Here is a 19,814-nt window from a genome sequence, read left to right on the forward strand (position 1 = left end):
ACCGGCCGCAGCGGCCAGCCCGACTGTCTACTTGTATGCCAGTTGGGCGGTTCGTCCAGGACCGCCGACGCGCCATCTAACCTGATTTCGGTGAGCAGGATGCATTGGATGGGGACCGTCTTCGCGATCGGGGCGCTGGCGGCGCCCGCTTCGGCACAGGCGAAGACCGCGCCGCGGACGCCGGAGGCGACCGTGCGCGCGTACCTCGCGGCCGTGGACCGCGGCGACGCGCAGACGGTGTGCGCGATGTCCCAGCGCCCGGCGTCGGTGCCGATGGCCAATTGCCGCGGGTGGGTGAGCGGGGAGCTCAAGGCCCTCTCCCTCCGGCGCGTGCGGATCGCGCCCGTCCTGCGCCGCGGTTCGCTGGCGCGCACGGTCGTCGAGACGGTCGCGATCGAGTCGGGCCGCCCCGACGCCATCCGAGCGCGCGTGGTGCTGGGCCACGCGGGCGGGCGGTGGAGGGTCATCTCCGCGGGCGCGCTCCCCGGCACGCCGACGACGTCCACGACGGACCTCGCCCCGAAGGGCCGCGCCGCGGCGCTCCGCCGCCTGGCCGACGACGAGCTGCTCGCGCTCTCCGGGAACGACTTCCTCTGCGACCTGCTCGCGCCGGGCGCGCCGCTCGGCGGCCAGGCCGGGGCATGTCGCGCCTTTCCCACCGACCTTCCCGGCACGCTGCGCCTGGCTGGGCTGGTGGTGCATCTATCCGGGGCGAGTCGCGCGCGGTTGGACGCGAGGATCGCCATCACGCGCACGGTGCGGACCGGGCGCAAGGGCTATGCGCTGCGCACGCGCCGCACGACCGACACGCTGCAGGCCGTCCGAGTGAAGGGCCGGTGGCGGTTGGTCAAGCCCTCACGCGCCTTCTATCGCGCCGTCGGGGTCGATCCGCCCATCGATGTGGACGCGCCGACCGCGACCGCGACGTGGCCGGCGCCAGCGGCGCGGCCGTCCGTGAGCGGGCGGGCGGTGCCCGCCACCTGCCTGACCCCGCCGCCGCTCTGGTCGCGCCGGGACTGCGCCGACTTCAACACGATCGTCGCCGCGCCGCGTCCGGGCGGCGGTGCGCTGGTCGGCTGGACGACCGGCCTGAAGAACGCCGTCCGCACGGTCGTGGACGGCGCGCCCGTCGGGCCGGTCGTCGCCGAGGACGCCGATTCCCGGCGCGACTGGATGCTCGTCGACGGCGGCCTCGTCGCCCTGGCAGGCGGCCTGCTGGCGATCGAGCAGGACGTCGCGACGATGAGCGTCCGCGCGATCCCGCTCGATGCGGACGGTCACCCGCGTGGGCCTGCGCAGGTCGTCGACCGCGGCGTCAGCAACCCCGAGGACGGGGCGGAGCCGACGATCCTGGCCGCTCCCCCGAACGCGGCGGCGGCGACGATCGTCACCGGCAAGGGGATGCTGGTGCGCATCGGTGCCGACGGCCGTCGCGTCGCGGCTGACGTACGCTTTGGGGAGGACTCCGGACAGCCGGTCGTCCTGGCCGACGGGGCGCTCGTGCTCTTCGGCGGCTCGCGCAGCGGCGGCATCGCGGTCGTCCGGCTGACGGGCGACGGGCGATCGACCGGGCCCGAGGTCAGCCAGCCGCCGGTGCTCCCGATGGTCGAGACGCAGGTTGCGGCGGTCGCCGCCGACGGGCGCGTGCTCTTCCTGTGGTCCGAGCGAGGGGAGACCCGGGCGGTGGTCCGCGCGTGGGTCTACGACCCCAGCGCGCCGCTGGATCGGGCGCCGGTGACGCTGGCGGACTTCCGCCTGCGGAAGGCGGTCGAGGACGACGGCTCCAGCTTCGACGCGACGGCCCACCTGGCGGCGAGCGCGCTGCCCGGCGGCGGCTGGGGCGTCGCCTTCCTCCACCCTCAGGCTCGGGACGGCGATGGCACGGTCCGGGGCCTGCGCCTCGACGTGGCGGGCACGCCGCTCGGATCGCCGCGCGCGGTCCCGGGCGCGGTCGCTCGCACCGGGTACGGGAGGACGATGACGCTGGCCGGCGATACGCTCGCCTGGGTCGAGCCGTTGCCCGAGGTCGGCCTGCCTCAGGTCCAGGCCGCGCCGCTGCCCTAACTCGACGCCCGCGCGACGATAGGGTCAGTGGCGATGTCCGAGAACGGGTCTGCCGCTGCCCACGACGAGCTTTACCTGATCGACGGGAGCTCGCTCGCCTACCGGGCGTTCTTCGCGCTGCCGGAGTCGATCGCGACGTCGACGGGTGTGCCGACGAACGCGATCTTCGGGTTCGCGTCGATGCTCGTGAAGCTGCTGACCGAGCATGGGCAGAAGCCGACGATCGTGGTGTGGGACGCGGGGCACTCGGGCCGCAAGGAGGTCAGCGCCGACTACAAGTCGACGCGGCAGTCGCGGCCGGATCTGCTGCGCGAGCAGTGGCCGCACCTGGCGCCGCTGGTCGAGGCGTTCGGCTACAAGAACGTCAGCGTCGACGGCTATGAGGCCGACGACGTCATCGCGTCGATCGCCGAGAAAGCGCGCGCGCAGGACGTGCCGGTGGTGATCGTCACCGGCGACCGCGACATCTTCCAGCTGATCGACCCGGACTCGAAGGTCCGGGTGATGGCGACGGGCCGCGGGATCACCGACACCAAGTTGTACGACTACCAGGCGGTCATCGATCGCTATGGACTGGCGCCGGAGAAAATCCCGGACTTCTATGGCCTGAAGGGCGACACGTCGGACAACATCCCCGGCGTCCCGGGCATCGGCGACAAGACCGCGGCCCAGCTGCTCGACAAGTTCGGCGACCTGGAGACCGTGCTGGCCTCCGTCGACGAGATCTCCGGCGCCAAGCGCAAGGAGAACCTCGTCAACCACGCCGACGACGCGCGCGTCTCCAAGCAGCTGGCGACGATCATGCGCGACATCCCGGTCGACATCGACCCGGCCGCCGAGGCCGTGCGCGAGCCGGACCGCTCCACGCTGCGCGACGTCTTCCGCCAGTTCGAGCTGCGCGCGCCGCTCGCGCGCCTGGAAGAGGCGCTCGCCGCCGACGACGACACGGGCGTTCCGTCCTCGATCCCCGCCGAAGCCGCCACGGTCCGCGTGCGCGCGCGGGAGGGCACGCCCGCCGAGGTCCGCGCGCTGGGCGGCGCCGAGGCCGAGATCGCGATCGCCTTCACGGCGCCCGAGATCGCCGAGGGTCAGCTGCTGGCGCCCGACCCCGACTGGCGCTTCGGCGCGGTCGTGGGGGAGGAGGCGATCTTCGGCACGGTTGCCGACCCGGCCGACCTCGTCGCCGTGCTGGGCGACCGCCCGGTGATCGCTCACGACGCCAAGGCCTGGGGCGCGATCCCCAAGAACCTCACGCACGACACGCTGCTGGCCGCCTACCTCCTGGAGCCCGCCCGTCGCGGCTTCCCGTTCGCCGAGATCTGCGAGGAGCGCGGCCTGAAGGCCGACGAGGGCACGGAGCCGATCGCCGCCGACGCCGCGCTGCTGCAGGCGCTGGCCGCCTGGCAGCGCGAGCAGCTCGACGACCGCGGCCTGACCGGCCTCATGGACGAGGTCGAGCTGCCGCTGGTCCCGGTCCTGCGCGCGATGGAGATCGCGGGCGTGCGCCTCAACAAGGAGCGCCTCGCGGCGATCCGGGTGCGGGTCCAGGACGAGATCGCCGACCTGGAGCGCGACATCTTCGAGCTGGCCGACGACCAGTTCACGATCGGCTCGCCCCAGCAGCTCGGCGCGATCCTGTTCGACAAGTTGGGGTTGTCGCGCAAGCGCCGCGGCAAGACCGGGTTCTCGACCGACGCGCGCGTGCTGCAGGCGATCCGCGATGAGCACCCGATCATCCCCAAGGTCGAGCGCTGGCGCGAGCTCAACCAGCTCATGAAGACCTACCTCGACGTCCTGCCGCAGATGACCGACGCCGAGTCGCGCATCCACACCACCTTCGTGCAGGCCGCGGCGACGACCGGCCGCCTGGCGTCGATCAACCCCAACCTGCAGAACGTCCCGGTCCGCACCGAGTTGGGCCGCGAGATCCGCGGCTGCTTCGAGGCCGCGCCCGGCAACGTGCTGGTCTCCGCCGACTACTCGCAGGTCGAGCTGCGCGTCCTGGCCTTCATCGCGGATGAGGAGGTCCTCAAGGAGATCTTCATCAAGGGCGAGGACGTCCACACCGCGACCGCGTCGACGGTCTTCGAGAAGCCGGCGGCGGAGCTGACGCCGATGGACCGCTCCAAGGCCAAGATGATCAACTACGGGATCGTGTACGGGTTGAGCGACTACGGCCTGGCGGACCGATTGAACATCGCCCGCGAGGAGGCCAAGGCGTTCATCGACGCCTACCTGGAGCGCTTCTCCCGCGTCGCCGCGTTCATGGCGACGACGATCGAGGAGGCCAAGGAGCGCGGCTACGTCGTGACGCTCTTCGGCCGCCGCCGGCAGATCCCCGAGCTGCGGGCCCGCAACTACCAGGTGCGCACGCTCGGCGAGCGCCTCGCGGTCAACACGGTCATCCAGGGCACCGCGGCGGACGTCATGAAGCTCGCGATGATCGCCGTGCACAACGCGCTGGAGGCGTCGGACCTGACGACGCGCATGATCCTCACGATCCACGACGAGCTCCTGTTCGAGGGCCCGCCCGAGGAGGCCGAGCAGGTCAAGGCGCTGGTCGAGCGCGAGATGATCGCGCCGTGGGGCGACCGCACGCCGCCGCTGGCCGTGGACGCCGGCGTTGGGGTCACCTGGCTGGAGGCGAAGTAGGCCGATGGATCGCGGTGTCGCGGCGATCCTGATGGTGATCGCCGGAGGCTTCATCGCGCTGCAGTCGCCGATCAACTCGCGGCTCGGCCACGCGGTCGGCGCGCTGCAAGGCGCGTTCGTGTCGTTTGCCGTCGGGACCGTCGTGCTGTTCGTCGCGGCGGTGCTGGCGCGCGGCGGCCTGGGCCGGATCGGCGCGGTCGGCGAGGTCAACGCGATCTACCTCACCGGCGGCATCCTCGGCGCGGGCTACGTCACGATGGCGCTGCTCAGCGTCCGCTCGTTGGGCACCGGCGGCGTGATCGCCGCGACGATCGCCGGCGAGCTGACCGTCGCGGTCCTCATCGACCAGTTCGGCTGGTTCGGCGTCACCCAGCAGGTGATCACCCCGACGCGGATCGTCGGAGTGATCCTGCTCGCGCTCGGCGTGCTCCTGGTCGTGAAGAACTAGGCCTACAGGCCGGACTTCAGGAACAGGCTCTCGCTGAAGGCGTTGTTGTCGTTGGAGAAGTTCGTCGACCGCGACAGGAAGATCAGGCCGTGGCCGTCGGGCAGCCAGCCGCCGGTCGAGCCGTAGATCCCCCACTGCGACGAGTCACCGCTGCCGATGACGCCGTCAGGCCGCACTGAGATCACCTGGACGGCACCCGTGGCCAGGTTGCGGACGTAGACGTCCTCGCGCTGGTTGTTGTCGAGGTAGCCGTCGATCAGGTCCACCGACTTGGAGTTGAACGAGATGCGCGTCCCGTCCGGCGACCACTTCGGCACGCGGTGCGAGAACACCTTGAACTCGCCCGACGGCTTGGCCGACGCGGCGATCACCGCGCCGCTGGCGAGGTTCTTGACGAAGACGTCCTCGCCCGAGTTGTTGTCCCCGGCGATGAAGTTGTCGGCTTTGGAGTCAAAGGCGATCCGCGTGCCGTCCGGCGACCACGCGGGCCACTCGGCCGCGCCGTTTGACTGGGCGCTGGAGGGCGTCGTCGAGACGCGCGTGATCGCCAGCGTGTTGATGTCCTTGACGAAGATGTCCTGGGCGACGTTGGTGTCGCCGGCGATCAGCTGCGGGCTGTCGGACTCGAAGGCGACCTTCGTGGAGTCCGGCGACCAGACCGGGTGGTAGCTGCCGTTGGGGCCGCCGTTGGGCGTGGGCTGCACGCCGCTCTGGGTCGCGCTGACCGGGATGTGCTTGAAGTCGCTCAGGTTCAGCACGTACAACTTGGAGTCGCTCACGCCCGTGGAGGTGCACGGGGACTCCGCCGGGAAGCAGTAGTCCCCGGTTGACCCGTAGACGATCTTCGTGCCGTCGGGCGACCAGGCGGCCTGGCTGGTGGCCCGCTCGGCGAGCGCGCCCACCGAGTTGTCGTCGATCTGCTTGTCGTACAGGTACGGCGCGGAGAGCCCGCCGACGTTCGGCCCGAGGTTGGTCGCGCCGGAGGTGAACAGGACCTCGTTGGAGTCCGGCTTCCAGGCGACGGCGCGCGCCTCGCTGGACGAGGACGGGTCGTTGGAGAGCGTCCCGTCCTGCGCGGCGTCCAGGACGCGGATCGCGCCGGTGCCCAAGGTCTTCATGTACAGGTGGGGGAGGCCGTCGCTCACGCCGGGGACGAGGTTGGTCGCCGTCGACCAGAACGCCACGTGCTGGCCGTTGGGGGAGACCGCGACGGCGTTGACGTCGCCGCCGTCACCGCCTAGGCCGCTGGAGCTGGTGTCGACCTGGGTCAGCGGGCCGAACGCGACGGGCGGGAGGGTTCCGATGACGGCGCCCCCGTCGATCAGGATCCCGGGCGCGGTGCCGGGCTTGGTCGTGCCGCCCGAGCTGCCGCCGGTGGTCGATGTGCCGCCGCCCTTCAGCACGATCGCGTCCACGTAGACGCCCTTGCCGACCTTGGAGACCGTGAGCTTGACGGTGCCCGCGCCGGTGAAGCTGTAGGACTTGAACGCCGTCTTCTTGGCGTTGGTGGAGATCGACTTCTGCTTCTTGCCGTTGACCGACAGCGCCACCGTCCCGCGGCCCTTGCCGACCTGGAAGACGACCACGCCGCCCTTGGTCGCCTTCGTCTTGGCGGTCAGCGTCGCGCCTTTGCGCGTGGCCTTCATCAACGTCTTGCCTTTGGCCTTGGCGGACGTGACCTTCGACCACTTCCCGGCGTGGGAGAGGCTGCGGTCGTCGATCGTCTTGTCGGAGGACGTGGCGGCCGCAGCGGTGGGCGCGGCGATCAGCAGGGCGGTAAGGGCAAGCGCGAGGGGTCGGTGCATAGCTGACGCCTACGGTGATCCGCCTCGGGTGCGTCCGCATCCGTGGAACCTCGGATCTTGAATAGCGCCCAGGCTGCTTGTTACGATCCGCACGAGAACACACGCCACCCTAGCGTCACAGGAGGTTCCGAGTCCTATGGCTGCCGTGCACATGCCGCACCCGATCCGTGACCATCCCGGCGCCGGTCGCGCCGCAGCCGATGCGTTCTGGGTCCTGGCGATCGGGGTGATCGCCGCCTACGCGTTCTTCGCGGCGCTTGGGGCGTTCTCGCCTGGCGACGTGCTCGGCCTGACGATCGCGGTCGTGGTCCTGCTGCTGCTGTGGATCGCGCGAGCGTTCCTGACCGCCCACCGGGCGCGGGCCGAACGCGATCCACGTCTCGTCCACGCGCGCGAGCGGCGGGGCTTCTAGGCGGCGACGGGCAGCGCGGCCGGCCGCGTGAACGGCCGCGCGCCCTGAAGCGCGAACGACGGCGGCGCGATGTCGAGGTAGTGCCGGAACGCCCAGCCGATCAGCTTCGGCCGGGTCATGATCTCCAGCGCGGTGTCCATCGCGGGGTACTTGTTGATGCCCGACACGATCGACTGCACGCGCCACAGCCAGTCGAACGCCCAGCGGTGGTCGTCGCTGAAGGAGCCGTAGCGGGCCAGCGCCTGCTCGCGGGTCTGCCTGCCCTCGATCACCTGGCGCAGCTCGCGGCCGCAGGCCAGGCCGAAGTAGAGCGCGGTGCGGATCCCCTCGGCGGTCGTCGGCAGGCAGTGGCCGGCGCTGTCGCCGGCGAAGAAGATGCCGTCGCCGGTGGCGGGGCGGATGCGGTGGGGGATCCAGTTGCCCTGGTAGCCGCCCTCGGTGCCGATGCCCAGGTCGTTGGCGAGCTGGACCGTCGGCTCCTTGACGTGCAGGTGCGGATCGAACGATCCGACGCCGGTGCGCAGCTCGTCGCCGGCCGGGAACGCCCACGAGTAGCCCGGGCCGATGTACTTGGGGTCAAGCCACAGCTCGAGGTCCTCGCCGGTGGCCGGCGGGTGGACCTCCAGGCCGCGGGACAGGCGCGCGTTGGGCGGCTGGATCGCGTCGGGCTTCTCGCTCAGCACACGGCGCCAGCCGAGCGCGTCGACGACGAGCGGGGTGCGCAGGTCGCCGCGGTCGGTGTGGATGGTGTGGGCGATCCCGCCCGCCCCGCGCGTGATGCCGTCGACCTTGGCGGTCTCGAAGGTGAAGTCGCCCTGCGCGGCTAGCAGCTCGCAGAGCTGGCGGTAGTCGAAGGTCGAGAACGTCCACGGCAGCGTCCAGCGGTAGGCCTTGCCCGACGGACGGTGCACGACGAGGTCGCGGAACGTCTGGCGGATCGACTCCCCGAGCCCGAGGTTGGTCAGCCACTCGGTCGGCGCCGCGCAGGCGCTCGTCTGCCGCTCGCCGATCTCGTAGCGGTCGATGACCAGGACGTTCGCGCTGCTGCCCGCCAGCTCGCGCGCTACCGCAAGCCCCGCGAAGGAGGCTCCGCAGATGACCACGTCGTAGTCCCCGCCGAGCGGCGTGCGCTCGGCCCCTCTCTTCGTCGCGCGAACGGGCATTCGACGGTCGATCGTATCCAGCCCTCGCGCGTGGAGACTCGGCGGGGTGGGCGGGCGCCGTGAAAGTGCCGATTCGCGCTACCCTCCCTGGTCGCACATGACCCAGACCATCTCACCTACCCCCGAGGCGAAGATCGTCGAGGGCAGCGACGGCCTGCTGCTCGAGATCGACGGCCACATCGTCCCGAATTACGACGCCACGTTCTCTCCCTTCGAGGAGGGCGACGTCGTCAGCGGCAAAGTCGTCCGCATCGACAAAGACGAAGTCCTCGTCGACATCGGCTACAAGAGCGAGGGGGTCATCCCCTCCAACGAGCTTTCGATCCGCAAGAACGTGGATCCCCATGATGAGGTTGAGCTCGGCGAGGAAGTCGACGCCCTCGTCCTCACCAAGGAGGATCAGGACGGCCGCCTGATCGTCTCCAAGAAGCGCGCGCGCTTCGAGAAGGCTTGGCGCAACATCGAGGCCGCTTCGGAGTCGGGCACGCCCGTCACCGGCACGGTCATCGAGGTCGTCAAGGGCGGCTTGATCGTCGACCTCGGCGTCCGTGGCTTCCTGCCCGCCTCGCTGGTTGACATCCGCCGCGTGCCGAACCTGGACGAGTACATGGGCCAGGCCATCGAGTGCAAGGTGATGGAGCTCAACCGCTCCCGCAACAACGTGGTGCTGTCGCGCCGCGCGGTGCTGGAGGAGGAGCGCAAGGAGCAGCGCCAGGAGATCCTGGACCGCCTGCAGCCGGGCCTCGTCGTCGAGGGCGTCATCTCGAACATCGTCGACTTCGGCGCGTTCGTGGACCTCAACGGCATCGACGGCCTCATCCACATCTCCGAGCTCTCGTGGTCGCACGTCAACCACCCGAGCGAGATCCTCAACATCGGCGACACCGTCCAGGTCAAGGTTCTGGACATCGACCGCGACCGCCAGCGCATCTCGCTGGGTCTCAAGCAGACCCAGGAAGACCCGTGGCAGCGGGTTGTCGACACCTACAACGTGGGTGACGAGCTCGAGGGCACGGTCACCAAGGTCGTCACGTTCGGCGCGTTCGTCGAGATCCTCGACGGCGTCGAGGGCCTGGTGCACATCTCCGAGCTGGCCGCGCATCACGTGGAGAACCCGCGTGAGGTCGTCCAGCCGGGCGACGTCGTCCGCGTGAAGATCCTCGAGATCGACTCCGAGCGCCGCCGTCTGTCGCTGTCGATCAAGCGCGTGGAGGGCCAGATCCTCCCGAGCGAGATCCGCGCCCGCGAGGCCGGCCTGCCCGCTCCGGGCGAAGCAGCCGCTGCGGCCGCTTCGGCTGGCGACCTCGACGACGTGGCCGATCTCGGCCTGAGCGAGGACGTCTTCGCCGGCGAGGGCGACCCGGACGCGGCGGTTGCCGTGGACGACGCCGCTGCCGTCGAGGCCGAGCTGCCGGTCGAGGCTGCGGACGACGCGACGGCTGAGGCCGACGCGGACGCCGCCGCCGCCGAGCCGGAGGCTTCCGCGGAGGCCGCCGAGGCGCCGGCCGAGGAGGCCGCTGCCGAGGAGCCCGCCGCTGCCGAGGCTGACGCCGCCGAGGCTGACGCCGAGGTCGAGGCCGCTGACGAGCCCGCCGACGAGGCGAGCGACGAGCCGGCCGCCGACGAGGCTCCCGCCTCCGAGGACGACGCCGCGCCCGCCGCCGACGCCGAGCCGGAGGCCTAGGAGTCGCGGCTTGGCCGCCTCTCCTGAGAAGGACGCTTCACACGACGGCCGCACCGAAGATGGTGCGGCCGTCGTCTTTTCCGTGCCGTTCGTCGGGCTGACCGGCGGGCTGGGCTCGGGGAAGTCGACCGCGCTGGCCGCTCTCGGGCGGCTGGGCGCGGCGACGATCTCGACCGACGCCGTCGTGCACGAGCTGTACGCGTCCGACCGCGTGCTCGACGCGGTGCGGGAGCGCTGGGGCGACGACGTGATCGGCGCCGACGGCGCGGCGGACCGCGGCGCGATCGCCCGGCACGTCTTCGCGACGCCGGCCGAGCGCGAGTGGCTGGAGCAGTTGTTGTGGCCCTTGGTCGGCGAACGGGTCTGGGCGTTCCGCGTCGAGCAGGAGTCCGCCGACCCGGCGCCGAAGGCTGCGGTGGTGGAGACGCCGCTGCTGTTCGAGGCCGGGATGGATCAGATGTACGACGCGACGATCGCGGTCGTCGCTGACGAGGACGTGCGCGCCGCGCGCGCGGCCGCGCGTGGGCACGAGGCTGTCGACGAGCGCGCTGCCCGCCAACTCACCCAGGACGAGAAGGCGCAACGTGCGACGTTCGTGGTGCGCAACGACGGTACGGAGGCTGACCTGGAGGCGGCGCTGTCCTCCGTGCTTGGCAAGCTGACCTCCGCACGATGAGCACCCGCACCGCCACCAGCACGCACCGTAGCCGCCGCGCGCCGTCGCGCGTCGCCGCCCGCCGCCAGGCGCAGCTGCGCCGTCGCCGCGGCCTGGCGATCCTCGCCGCCGCGGGGCTGGCGCTGTGCGCGGTCCTGATCATCCGCCCGGCGTTCCACCACGCGGTCAAGGAGATCTCCCTGCCGCTGCGTCACGAGGACATCATCCGCCAGCAGGCGCACGACAAGGACCTCGACCCAGCGCTGATCGCCGGCGTCATCTACGCCGAGTCGCACTTCATCGACGGCCGCACCTCCTCGGCTGGCGCGCAGGGCCTGATGCAGCTCACGCCCGCGACCGCCCACTACATCGCCCAGAAGTCCGGCGGCACCGCCTTCAAGACCTCCGACCTCGGCACGCCGCAGGTCAACATCGCCTACGGCGCGTTCTACTTGAGGTACTTGATGAACCGCTACGGCGACGACATCCCGCTCGTGCTCGCCGCCTACAACGCCGGCGAGGGCAACGTCGACAAGTGGATCGCCGCCGCGCGCGCCAAGGACAAGGACCTCAACATCTCCGCGATCCCCTTCGGCGAGACGCGCAGCTACGTCACGAAGGTCATGGACGCGCGCAAGCAGTACCGCTCGGCCTACCGGCACGAGCTGGGGCTGTAGGACGTCACGCGGCGGATGCACGCGGGCGAGCGGGGCGGGCGGGCGCTGGTCCTCGGCGGCGGCGGGTCGACCGGCAACGCGTGGTTGATCGGCGTCGTCGCCGGCTTGGCCGATGGCGGGTGGGACGTGACCGAGGCTGATCTGATCGTCGGGACCTCGGCCGGGTCGACGGCCGCGGCGCAGATCACGGGCGCGCCGTTGGCCGAGCTCTACGCCGCGACCGTCGCCGCCGCACCTGCGCCCGCGCGCCCGTCACGCGCGCCGGCTGGGCCGGCCGGCCCGGTGGTCGACCACCTGCAACGGACGAGCGCGATCATCGCCGCCGCGCAGGACGCGGCCGACATGCGCCGTCGGATGGGTGCGGCGGCGCTCGACCTGGACGCGGCATCAGACGGCTCGCGGAGCGCGCGATGGCGCGAGATCGTCGCCGCTCGACTGCCCAGCTCGCACTGGCCGGAGCGCACCGTGCTGATCACCGCGGTCGACGCGCACACCGGCGAGCCGGTCGTGTTCGACCGCAACAGCGGGGTCGACCTGGCCGACGCCGTGGCCGCCAGCTGCGCGAGTGGCTTCGCCTACAAGATCGGCGACAACCGCTACATCGACGGCGGCTACCGGCGCAACGAAAACGCCGATCTGGCCGCCGGCTACGAGCAGGTGCTGGTGCTGTCGCCGTTCGGCGGCAAGACCCGGCACCCGCTGGAGTGGGGCATGCAGCTCGCCGCGCAGGTCGACGAGCTGCGCGCCGGCGGCAGCAGCGTCGAGATGATCTTCCCGGACAGCGACTCCGAGCACATGTTCGGCGCCAACGCGATGGACCTGTCGCTGCGTCCCGCCGCCGCGCGAGCAGGCCACGATCAGGGCACCGCCCTGGCCGAGCAGTTCGCCGCGCTCTGGCGCTAGCCGCCGGTCGGCTCTCCACCTCGGGCCGAGGCCTTAGAGCGCGAGCCGCTCCAGCGCGTCCGCCACCGACGCGGCCGTCTCGTCCGCGCCCGCGGCGAGCAGCTCGTCGGTCGGGTGCGTGGTCGTGATGCCGATCACGCGCGCGCCCGCCGCCTTCGCCGCGGCGATCCCCGCCGGCGCGTCCTCGAAGACGACGGCGTCCACCAGGTCGACGCCGAGCTCGGTGGCGGCGAGCCGGTAGCCCTCGGGGTCGGGCTTGCCGCGGGAGACGCGGTCGGCGGTGACGAGCACGTCGGGGACGCGCAGCGCCGCCGCCTCCAGCCGCACGTGTGCGAGCGCGTCGGGGCAGGAGGTCACGACCGCGACGGGGATGCCGAGGTCGTCGTTGAGCAGGCGGCGCGCGCCGTCCAGCAGCTTGGCGGGCGGGCCGTCGATGTCCATCTGGGAGACCGCCGCGCCCTCCTCGGCCGGGTCGAGGTGCGGCGCGACCTCGCGGATCACGTCGCCCGCCGGGCGGCCGTGGATGCGGCCGCGCAGGCGCTCGGGGTCGACGCCGCGCGAGACGGCCCAAGTTGTCCATGTCGTCTCGATGGAGTCGCCGGAGTCGACGAGGACGCCGTCGAGGTCGGAGAGGATCGCGGAGATCTTGGTGGTCATGCGGGCACCGGGGTTGGGGTTCGGAGGAGCGGCGCGCCGAAGGCGACCGCCGCGGCGGCCACGACGGCGAGGACCAGCGCGCCCGGGACGGACGTGAAGGAGGCGACCGCGCCGATGATCGGCGGGCCGGAGAGCAGGCCGAGGTAGCCGGTCGTCGTGACGCCGGCCAGCGCGGGGCCGGCGTCGGCGCCGGTCGACGCGGCGGCGCGGAAGATCAGCGGGATGATCACCGACAGCCCGGCGCCAATCGCGATGTAGGACAACAACCCGACGGCCGGGATCCCGACGATCAAGGACACCGCCATCGCGCCGGCGGCGAGCGCGCCGCCGCGGCGCGCGAGCGTCACCGGGCCGAGGCGCTCGACGAGCGCGTCGCCGCGCAGGCGCCCGGCGGCCATCGCGACCGAGAACGCGCCGTAGCCGAGCGCGGCGACCGCGGTCGTCGCGCCGATGTCGCGCAGGTGCACGGCCGACCAGTCCATCGCCGCGCCTTCGCAGAACAGCGCGCAGAACGCCAGCGCGCGCAGCGGCCAGACGTGCGCGCGCTGTGCGGCGGCCGCCGCGGCGACGGCGTGGTCGTCGTGCTCGGGCTCATCGTGTCCGACCGGCGGCCCGTCGTCGATCAGCGCGGGGGAGACCGCGGTGCCGATCAGCGCCGCCGCCACGCCGACGACCGCGAAGTTCGCGCCCGCGGAGATCTCCAGCGCGGCCGCCGCCGCGCCGAGCCCGGCGCCGACCAGCCCGCCGAACGAGAACGCGGCGTGCATCGAGGAGAAGATCGCCTTGTCGGCGCGGCGCTCGACTTCTACACCTTGGGCGTTCTGCGCCACGTCGTAGGCGCCGTTGGACACGCCGACGAAGAACGTCGCGACCGCGACCAGCGCCAGCGTCGGCATCACCGCCGGCAACACCAACAACACGCCGAGCGTCACGACCGCGAAGCGCAGGACGGTCGCGCTGCCGCGCGTCGCCACGACCCGCCCGGCGGCCGGCATCGCGATCAGCGCGCCGCCGGCCAGGCACGCCAGCGCGATCGCCAGCGCTCCCGGCCCGACGTCGAGCCGGTCCTGGATCGCCGGGATCCGTGCGCCCCAGCTGCCGAGCATCACGCCGTTGAGCGTGAACAGCAAGGTGATGGCAAACCGAGGGGAGACCTGCGCCGCGCTCACGCGACCACGACCTCGACGCCCAGCGCCCGCAGCGCGCGCAGCTCCTCGTCGGGCGCGCCGTCGTCGGTGACGAGCTGCGCGACGCCGTCAGCCGGGGCGACCACGTGCGCCGCCGTCGAGCCGAGCTTGGCGGACTCCGTCGCGACCAGCAGGCGCCCGGCGCAGCGCGCCTGCTCGCGCAGGACCTCCGCCTCGCCCGCGCAGTACGTCGTCAGCCCGATCGCCGGGTGCAGCGAGCAGACGCCCAGCACCGCGACGCTCGGCCGAAAGCGCCGGACCGCGTCGATCGCCTCGGTGCCCACGGTCGTCCGCGAGTCCGGCTCCAGCCGACCGCCTGCGAGCAGCACCTCGCCGGGCGCGTCGGCGAGCGCCAGCGCGATGTCCGGCGCGGTCGTCAGCACCTGCCGCGCGACGCCGTCGGTCGCCAGCCGCCGCGCGATCGCCAAGCACGTCGAGCCGCCCGCCAGCCCAATGACCGTCTCGCCCGCCAGCAGCTCCGCGGTCCGCGCCGCCACCCGTTCCTTCTCCGGCGTGTGCCGCTCCTGGCGGTCGACCATCCGCGACGGGGTGTCGGCCTCGCTCGGCAGCGCGCCACCGCGCACCCGCCGGACACGACCGGACGCCGCCAGCTCGTCGAGATCGCGTCGCACCGTGTCGTCGCTGACGCCAAGCGCCGCCGCGAGCTGCGTCGCGACCACGCGCCCATCCCGCGCAAGCGTCTCCAGGATCGCCTCCCGGCGCTGATCGGGCAAAACCGCAGATTCACGCATCGCACCGCAGATTACCGCAAGCGTGCGAGGGTCAACCGCGAGACGTCCGCTCAACGCGGACGGGGCGGCTCCGAAGAGCCGCCCCGTCCAAGGTGCTGCGGATGCCGGTCGCCCGACGAGTGGGTCAGACGCGACCGGAAGCCGCGCGGCCCATCCGCGCGGCGGAGTCCAGGACGACGGCGCCCAAGAGGACGGCGCCGGTCACCATGAACTTTGTGGCCGAGGTGTAGGCCAGCAGGTCCATGCCGTTTGAGATGGACCCGATGACCAAAGCACCCAGCAAGGCTGACCAGACGTTGCCGCGGCCGCCGAACAGCGACGTGCCCGCGATGACCGGGCCCGCGATCGAGTTCAGCAGCAGGTCGGAGCCGCCGCTGGACTGGTTGACGGCCAGCAGGCGCGAGGCGGCCATGATGCCGCCGACGGCGGCCATCGTGGACGCGAGCGTGAAGACGATCACGCGCACCTTGAAGACCGCGATGCCCGCACGGCGCGCGGCCTCCATGTTGCCGCCGACCGCGTAGATGTGGCGGCCGAACTTGGTCCGTCGCGTCATGAAGTCGAACGCGGCGACGAAGCCAAGCAGGATCAGCACGGCGACCGGGACGCCGCGGTCCTTGTTGACGACGTACACGAACAGGAACGCGGCCAAGGCGACGGCGCCGATGCGGATGAACACCAGGACGACCGGCGGCGCGCTGAGGCCCGAGGCCACGCGCTTCTGGTAGCCGCGCAGCGTCGCCAGCCCGTAGAGCACGACGCAGACGATCGCGACGATCCAGCCGGTGCTGTGGGCCAGGAACTTGCCGGCCAGGTCGGTCAGCAGGCCCGGCTCGAGGTTGACCGTGCCGGTCTCGCCCAAGACCTTCAACTGCAGGCCCTGCCAGCCCAATAGGCCCGCCAACGTGACGACGAACGTGGGTATCCCGAACCGCGTCGAGATGAAGCCCTGGAACATGCCGATCGCCGCGCCGACCGCGAGGCCCGCGAGGATCGCCGGGACCGGGCCCCAGCCGTGCTTGACGCTCAGCACCGCGACGATCGCGGCCGTGACGCCCGAGACCGCGCCGACCGACAGGTCGATCTCGCCGAGCAGCAGGACGAGCACGACGCCGACGGAGATCAGCGCGACCGCGGTGATCTGCAGCGACAGGTTGACGATGTTGGTGGAGCTGAGGAACCGCGACTCCTGCGACTGGAAGATGATCCAGACGATCGCGAGCAGCAGCAGGACGCGCAGCGACCCGAGGTCACCGGTCCGGATGCGGTTCAGCAGGTCCTTGCCGCTGACCGGCATCGACTCCTTGGTCGCCGCGGCAGCGCCGGGATCCGGCTCGGTCGGCGGCGGGGTGGGCGTCTCGGTGGTGCTCACTGGGACACCGTTCCTTCCGTCTTGGTGCTGTTTCCGTTACCACCGGTGAGGCCCGTGATGGCGGACACCACCTCCTGCTCGGTGGCGGTGGCGACGTCGAACTCGCCGCCGTTGGAACCCAGGCGCATGACCCAGATCCGGTCGACGACCTCGAACACGTCGCGAAGGTTGTGGGAGATGACGATGACGCCGAGCCCACGCGACTTCAGGCGCTTGATCAGCGCGAGGACCTGGGCGGTCTGCGCGACGCCGAGCGCGGCGGTGGGCTCATCCAAGATCACCATCTTGGGGTCGCCGAGCAGCGAGCGGGCGATCGCGACCGACTGCCGCTGACCGCCGGACATCGCGCCGACCTCGCCGCGGACCGACTGGATCGTCGTGACCGACAGCTCGGCGAGCAGGTCGTTGGCCTTCTTCTCCATGGTCACCTCGTCCAGGAGGCCCCCGGAGAGGGCCTCCTGTCCGAGGAACAGGTTCTCGACGACGTCCAGGTTGTCGCACAACGCGAGGTCCTGGTACACCGTCGCGATCCCAAGGCCGGTGGCGTCTGTGGGGGTGCTGACAGAGGTCTTCTGCCCTTCCCACAGGTACTCGCCCTCGTCCCCGGGATGGATGCCCGAGATGACCTTGACGAGCGTGGACTTGCCGGCGCCATTGTCACCGACGAGGCCAACGACCTCGCCGGGCATGACCCGGAAATCCACGCCGTTCAGCGCGCGAACCGCACCGAACCGCTTCGTGATCCCCCGCAGTTCCAACAGGGGCGTGGTCTCTGCCATCTCGGGCAACTCCCTCTAGTTCAGGTGGTTACTGGATGCCGGCGGACTTGCAGGCGGCAGCGTACTGCCCCTTGCAGATCTCGCTGGCCTTCCAGAAGCCATCCTTGATGATCGTGTCGTTGATGTCCTTCACCGTGATGGCGACCGGGTCGAGCAGGATCGACGGGATGTCGGCCTGGCCGTTGTTGGTCTTGCCGTTCACCGTGGAGGCGTCCGGGGTCTTGCCGTTGAGCAGGTCGTAGGCGAGCTGCGCGGCGGCCTCGGCCTCCGGCTTGATGGCCTTGTAGACCGTCATGTACTGCTCGCCGGCGACGATGCGCTGAATGCCGGCCAGCTCGGCGTCCTGACCCGTGATCGGGATCTTCTTGGGGTCGACGCCGTTGGACTTCATCGCGGCGATGATGCCGCCGGCGTTGCCGTCGTTGGCGGAGTAGACGCCCACGAAGCCGGTCTTGCCCAGCGCCGTGATGGCCTGCTCCATCTCCGACTGCGCCTTGTCCGGCGACCAGTCAGGCGTGTCGTACTCCTTGGCGACCTTGAAGCCGGAGCCGTCGATCACCGAGTGCGCGCCGGCCTTGAACAGCTTGGCGTTGTTGTCGGTCGGGGCGCCGTTGATCATGACGATCGAGCCGGACTTGCCGTCCTCCTTGAGCTTGTCGACGAGCGACTGGCCCTGAAGCTTGCCGACCTTCTCGTTGTCGAACGAGATGTAGTAGTCGGGCTTCGAGTTGAGGATCAGGCGGTCATAGGAGATGACCGGGACCTTCGACTGCTGCGCGCGCGTCACGATCGCCGCCGCCGAGGCGGAGTCGACCGGGTCGAGCACGAGCACCTTGGCGCCCTGCGTCAGCGCAGCCTCAGCCTGCTGCTGCTGCTTGGACGCGTCCTGGTCGGCGTTGGAGTAGATGATCTCGCAGTCCGCGCAGACTTCCTTGAGCTTGCGCTCGAAGTTCGGGCGGTCCTGGGACTCGTAACGAGCGGTCTTCGACTCGGGCAGGAGCAGAGCGACCTTGCCGCTCTTGCCGCCGGCGCCGCTGTCGGCCGTCGTGCTGGCGGCGGTCGAGCCGGAGCCCGAGCTGCCGCTGTCGTTGTCGTCGTCGCCGCAGGCTGCGACGCCGAACGTGAGGGCGGCGGCCGCGATGACCGACACCCACTTCGTACTACGCATGGAAAGCACGCTCCTCCTCGAGGTGCAGGGGACAGGGAATGGGGGAAGCTTGTGTGTTCACGCCTGAGCCTCGGCGAGGTGGTCGACCGGCGTGGAGAACGTCTCCGCGTCCTGGAGTACGAGCGCGAGCGCTCCCAGGACCTGCGCACGATCGCCGAGCGGTCCGTGGTGGATCTCGACGTCGTCGCCCGCGCTGGAGATCGCGTGGCGCTGGCACTCGGCGCGCAGCGGGTCGAGCAGGACGTCGCCGCACGCGGCCATCTCGCCGCCGACGACGACGCGGCTCGGGTTGAGCAGGTTCACCAGGTTGGCGACGGCGCGGCCGATGTGGCGGCCTGCGTCGGCGACGACGCGCGTGGCGGCCGGGTGGCCCTCGATCGTCAGCTCGACGACGCGGCCGAGCGTGAGGTCCTCGCCCAGCGTGGGGCGAAGGAGGTCGACCGTGGCGGCGCCGGAGGCCAGGGTCTCCAAGCAGCCGCGGTTGGCGCAGCGGCAGACGGGGCCGTGCTCGTCGATGATCGTGTGGCCGATCTCGCCGGCGGTGCCGCCGACGCCGACGTACAGCCGCCCGCGCAGGACGAGGCCCGCGCCGATGCCGGTCGCGAGCTTGAGGTAGATCATGTCCTCGACGCCGTCGCCGGCGCCCCAGACGTGCTCGGCCAGCGCGCCGAGGTTGGCGTCGTTGTCGACGCGGACCGGCAGGTTGAGGCGGTCGCTCATCGCGCGCGCGGCCGTGACCCCGACCCAGCCGGGCAGGATCGAGGTCGAGCCGACCGTGCCGGTGTCCGCGTGGACCGGGCCCGGCAGGCCCATCCCGACGCCCAAGACGCACGAGCGATCGACGGCCGCCTCGGTCAGCGCGGCGTCGACGAGCTCGGCCGCGGCGTCGAGGCCCTGCTCGGCGCGGTGGTCGCTCGGCAGCTCGCGCCGCATCTCGGCGAGGACGGTATGGCCGAGGTCCGCCACAGCCACGGTCACGTGCGACTTGCCGAAGTCGACGCCGACGGCGGCGCCGGCGCGGCGGTCCAGCGAGACGAGGACCGGCGGGCGGCCACCTTGCGCGCCGGGCGCGGCGGAGTGGTCGACGCGCTCGGCGACGAGGCCGTCGCGGACGAGGTCGCCGATCAGCGAGGACACGGTCGTACGGGACAGACCCGTGCGCCGAGCAAGCTCGGCCCGGCTGGTGATCCCCGCGACCCGGAGTGCACTCAGCACCCTCCGGCGGTTTCGCTCGCGCAGGGACTCGAGCGATCCGGACCCTTCGTGACCCATCTCACTGGTCACCCTCTCACCTGCCAGAGAGGTTTGTCAAGAGAAAGAACGAACTCCGCGTTAAGCGTCGCTGGCTTCGCTCACTCTCCGGATGAACCACCGCCCACTTGGGCTAGTCACCGCACTTGCTCCGCCCGATCGGCCTGGACGGAGGTTCGAGTCCG

General features: G+C 71.4%; 17 protein-coding genes. 8 read left to right on the top strand and 9 right to left on the bottom strand.

The window, feature by feature from the left end:
- The first annotated feature begins 90 nt into the window (after positions 1–90).
- Genes ACT01A_RS25995 through ACT01A_RS26005 form a run of 3 tightly spaced genes read left to right on the top strand, consistent with a single transcriptional unit; the run spans position 91 to position 5,164 of the window.
- Positions 91–2,064, top strand: a complete 1,974-nt coding sequence (locus tag ACT01A_RS25995; protein WP_445150017.1) for a hypothetical protein — start codon at positions 91–93, stop codon at positions 2,062–2,064.
- 33 nt (positions 2,065–2,097) lie between these two features.
- Entirely contained in the window at positions 2,098–4,716 is a 2,619-nt protein-coding gene (gene polA, locus ACT01A_RS26000) for a DNA polymerase I (protein ID WP_445150018.1), read from the top strand.
- A gap of 4 nt (positions 4,717–4,720) precedes the next feature.
- Positions 4,721–5,164, top strand: coding sequence for a DMT family transporter (locus tag ACT01A_RS26005; protein ID WP_445150019.1), 444 nt, complete (start codon positions 4,721–4,723; stop codon positions 5,162–5,164).
- Between the two features lie 2 nt (positions 5,165–5,166).
- Here ACT01A_RS26005 and ACT01A_RS26010 read toward each other — a convergent pair whose 3' ends face one another.
- Positions 5,167–6,969, bottom strand: a complete 1,803-nt coding sequence (locus ACT01A_RS26010) for a TolB family protein (RefSeq protein WP_445150020.1) — start codon at positions 6,967–6,969, stop codon at positions 5,167–5,169.
- A 136-nt stretch (positions 6,970–7,105) separates the two neighbouring features.
- Here ACT01A_RS26010 and ACT01A_RS26015 point away from each other — a divergent pair, with 136 nt between their 5' ends.
- On the top strand, positions 7,106–7,381 hold the full coding sequence (locus ACT01A_RS26015) for a hypothetical protein (RefSeq protein WP_445150021.1): 276 nt from the start codon (positions 7,106–7,108) through the stop codon (positions 7,379–7,381).
- On the opposite strand, the gene ACT01A_RS26020 is transcribed toward ACT01A_RS26015, so the two are convergent.
- Complete coding sequence (locus ACT01A_RS26020) at positions 7,378–8,544, bottom strand: NAD(P)/FAD-dependent oxidoreductase (RefSeq protein WP_445150022.1); 1,167 nt, start codon at positions 8,542–8,544, stop codon at positions 7,378–7,380. The two genes, ACT01A_RS26015 and ACT01A_RS26020, sit on opposite strands and share 4 nt — an antisense overlap.
- Before the next feature lie 97 nt (positions 8,545–8,641).
- On the opposite strand from ACT01A_RS26020, the gene rpsA reads away from it, so the two are divergent.
- From rpsA to ACT01A_RS26040, 4 genes are read left to right on the top strand one after another with little or no spacing between them, the layout of a single operon-like run.
- Positions 8,642–10,228: a 30S ribosomal protein S1 gene (gene rpsA / locus ACT01A_RS26025; protein ID WP_445150023.1), complete on the top strand. Its 1,587-nt coding sequence runs from the start codon at positions 8,642–8,644 to the stop codon at positions 10,226–10,228.
- 10 nt (positions 10,229–10,238) lie between these two features.
- Complete coding sequence (coaE, locus tag ACT01A_RS26030; protein WP_445150024.1) at positions 10,239–10,904, top strand: dephospho-CoA kinase; 666 nt, start codon at positions 10,239–10,241, stop codon at positions 10,902–10,904.
- A complete protein-coding gene (locus tag ACT01A_RS26035) occupies positions 10,901–11,560 on the top strand; it encodes a lytic transglycosylase domain-containing protein (RefSeq protein ID WP_445150025.1) in 660 nt (219 codons plus the stop codon). Before coaE ends, ACT01A_RS26035 begins: the two co-directional genes overlap by 4 nt.
- A 15-nt stretch (positions 11,561–11,575) precedes the next feature.
- Entirely contained in the window at positions 11,576–12,463 is an 888-nt protein-coding gene (locus ACT01A_RS26040) for a patatin-like phospholipase family protein (protein WP_445150026.1), read from the top strand.
- 33 nt (positions 12,464–12,496) lie between these two features.
- Here ACT01A_RS26040 and ACT01A_RS26045 read toward each other — a convergent pair whose 3' ends face one another.
- From ACT01A_RS26045 to ACT01A_RS26075, 7 genes are all read right to left on the bottom strand, one after another.
- A complete protein-coding gene (locus tag ACT01A_RS26045) occupies positions 12,497–13,120 on the bottom strand; it encodes an HAD-IA family hydrolase (RefSeq protein WP_445150027.1) in 624 nt (207 codons plus the stop codon).
- Entirely contained in the window at positions 13,117–14,289 is a 1,173-nt protein-coding gene (locus tag ACT01A_RS26050) for an MFS transporter (RefSeq protein ID WP_445150028.1), read from the bottom strand. The genes ACT01A_RS26045 and ACT01A_RS26050 overlap by 4 nt, the downstream gene beginning before the upstream one ends.
- Positions 14,286–15,059: a DeoR/GlpR family DNA-binding transcription regulator gene (locus ACT01A_RS26055; protein WP_445150029.1), complete on the bottom strand. Its 774-nt coding sequence runs from the start codon at positions 15,057–15,059 to the stop codon at positions 14,286–14,288. The genes ACT01A_RS26050 and ACT01A_RS26055 overlap by 4 nt, the downstream gene beginning before the upstream one ends.
- 124 nt (positions 15,060–15,183) lie before the next feature.
- Positions 15,184–16,431, bottom strand: a complete 1,248-nt coding sequence (locus ACT01A_RS26060; RefSeq protein WP_445150030.1) for a sugar ABC transporter permease — start codon at positions 16,429–16,431, stop codon at positions 15,184–15,186.
- On the bottom strand, positions 16,428–17,210 hold the full coding sequence (locus tag ACT01A_RS26065; RefSeq protein WP_445150031.1) for an ATP-binding cassette domain-containing protein: 783 nt from the start codon (positions 17,208–17,210) through the stop codon (positions 16,428–16,430). The genes ACT01A_RS26060 and ACT01A_RS26065 overlap by 4 nt, the downstream gene beginning before the upstream one ends.
- Before the next feature lie 28 nt (positions 17,211–17,238).
- Positions 17,239–18,378, bottom strand: a complete 1,140-nt coding sequence (locus ACT01A_RS26070; RefSeq protein WP_445150032.1) for an ABC transporter substrate-binding protein — start codon at positions 18,376–18,378, stop codon at positions 17,239–17,241.
- A gap of 57 nt (positions 18,379–18,435) precedes the next feature.
- Positions 18,436–19,650 carry an ROK family transcriptional regulator gene (locus ACT01A_RS26075; RefSeq protein ID WP_445150033.1) on the bottom strand — a complete coding sequence of 405 codons (1,215 nt, stop codon included), beginning with the start codon at positions 19,648–19,650 and terminating at the stop codon, positions 18,436–18,438.
- Positions 19,651–19,814: the final 164 nt, after the last annotated feature.

The sequence above is a fragment of the Baekduia sp. Peel2402 genome, assembly GCF_052567285.1.

Excerpts from the sequence above, each read along its gene's own strand:
- ACT01A_RS26035 (WP_445150025.1), top strand. The coding sequence starts at position 10,901 with ATGAGCACCCGCACCGCCACCAGCACGCACCGTAGCCGCCGCGCGCCG.
- ACT01A_RS26040 (WP_445150026.1), top strand. The coding sequence starts at position 11,576 with ATGCACGCGGGCGAGCGGGGCGGGCGGGCGCTGGTCCTCGGCGGCGGC.
- ACT01A_RS26055 (WP_445150029.1), bottom strand. The coding sequence starts at position 15,059 with ATGCGTGAATCTGCGGTTTTGCCCGATCAGCGCCGGGAGGCGATCCTG.
- ACT01A_RS26045 (WP_445150027.1), bottom strand. The coding sequence starts at position 13,120 with ATGACCACCAAGATCTCCGCGATCCTCTCCGACCTCGACGGCGTCCTC.
- polA (WP_445150018.1), top strand. The coding sequence starts at position 2,098 with ATGTCCGAGAACGGGTCTGCCGCTGCCCACGACGAGCTTTACCTGATC.
- ACT01A_RS26010 (WP_445150020.1), bottom strand. The coding sequence starts at position 6,969 with ATGCACCGACCCCTCGCGCTTGCCCTTACCGCCCTGCTGATCGCCGCG.
- ACT01A_RS26005 (WP_445150019.1), top strand. The coding sequence starts at position 4,721 with ATGGATCGCGGTGTCGCGGCGATCCTGATGGTGATCGCCGGAGGCTTC.
- ACT01A_RS26065 (WP_445150031.1), bottom strand. The coding sequence starts at position 17,210 with ATGGCAGAGACCACGCCCCTGTTGGAACTGCGGGGGATCACGAAGCGG.
- ACT01A_RS26020 (WP_445150022.1), bottom strand. The coding sequence starts at position 8,544 with ATGCCCGTTCGCGCGACGAAGAGAGGGGCCGAGCGCACGCCGCTCGGC.
- ACT01A_RS26070 (WP_445150032.1), bottom strand. The coding sequence starts at position 18,378 with ATGCGTAGTACGAAGTGGGTGTCGGTCATCGCGGCCGCCGCCCTCACG.
- ACT01A_RS26075 (WP_445150033.1), bottom strand. The coding sequence starts at position 19,650 with ATGGGTCACGAAGGGTCCGGATCGCTCGAGTCCCTGCGCGAGCGAAAC.
- rpsA (WP_445150023.1), top strand. The coding sequence starts at position 8,642 with ATGACCCAGACCATCTCACCTACCCCCGAGGCGAAGATCGTCGAGGGC.
- ACT01A_RS26015 (WP_445150021.1), top strand. The coding sequence starts at position 7,106 with ATGGCTGCCGTGCACATGCCGCACCCGATCCGTGACCATCCCGGCGCC.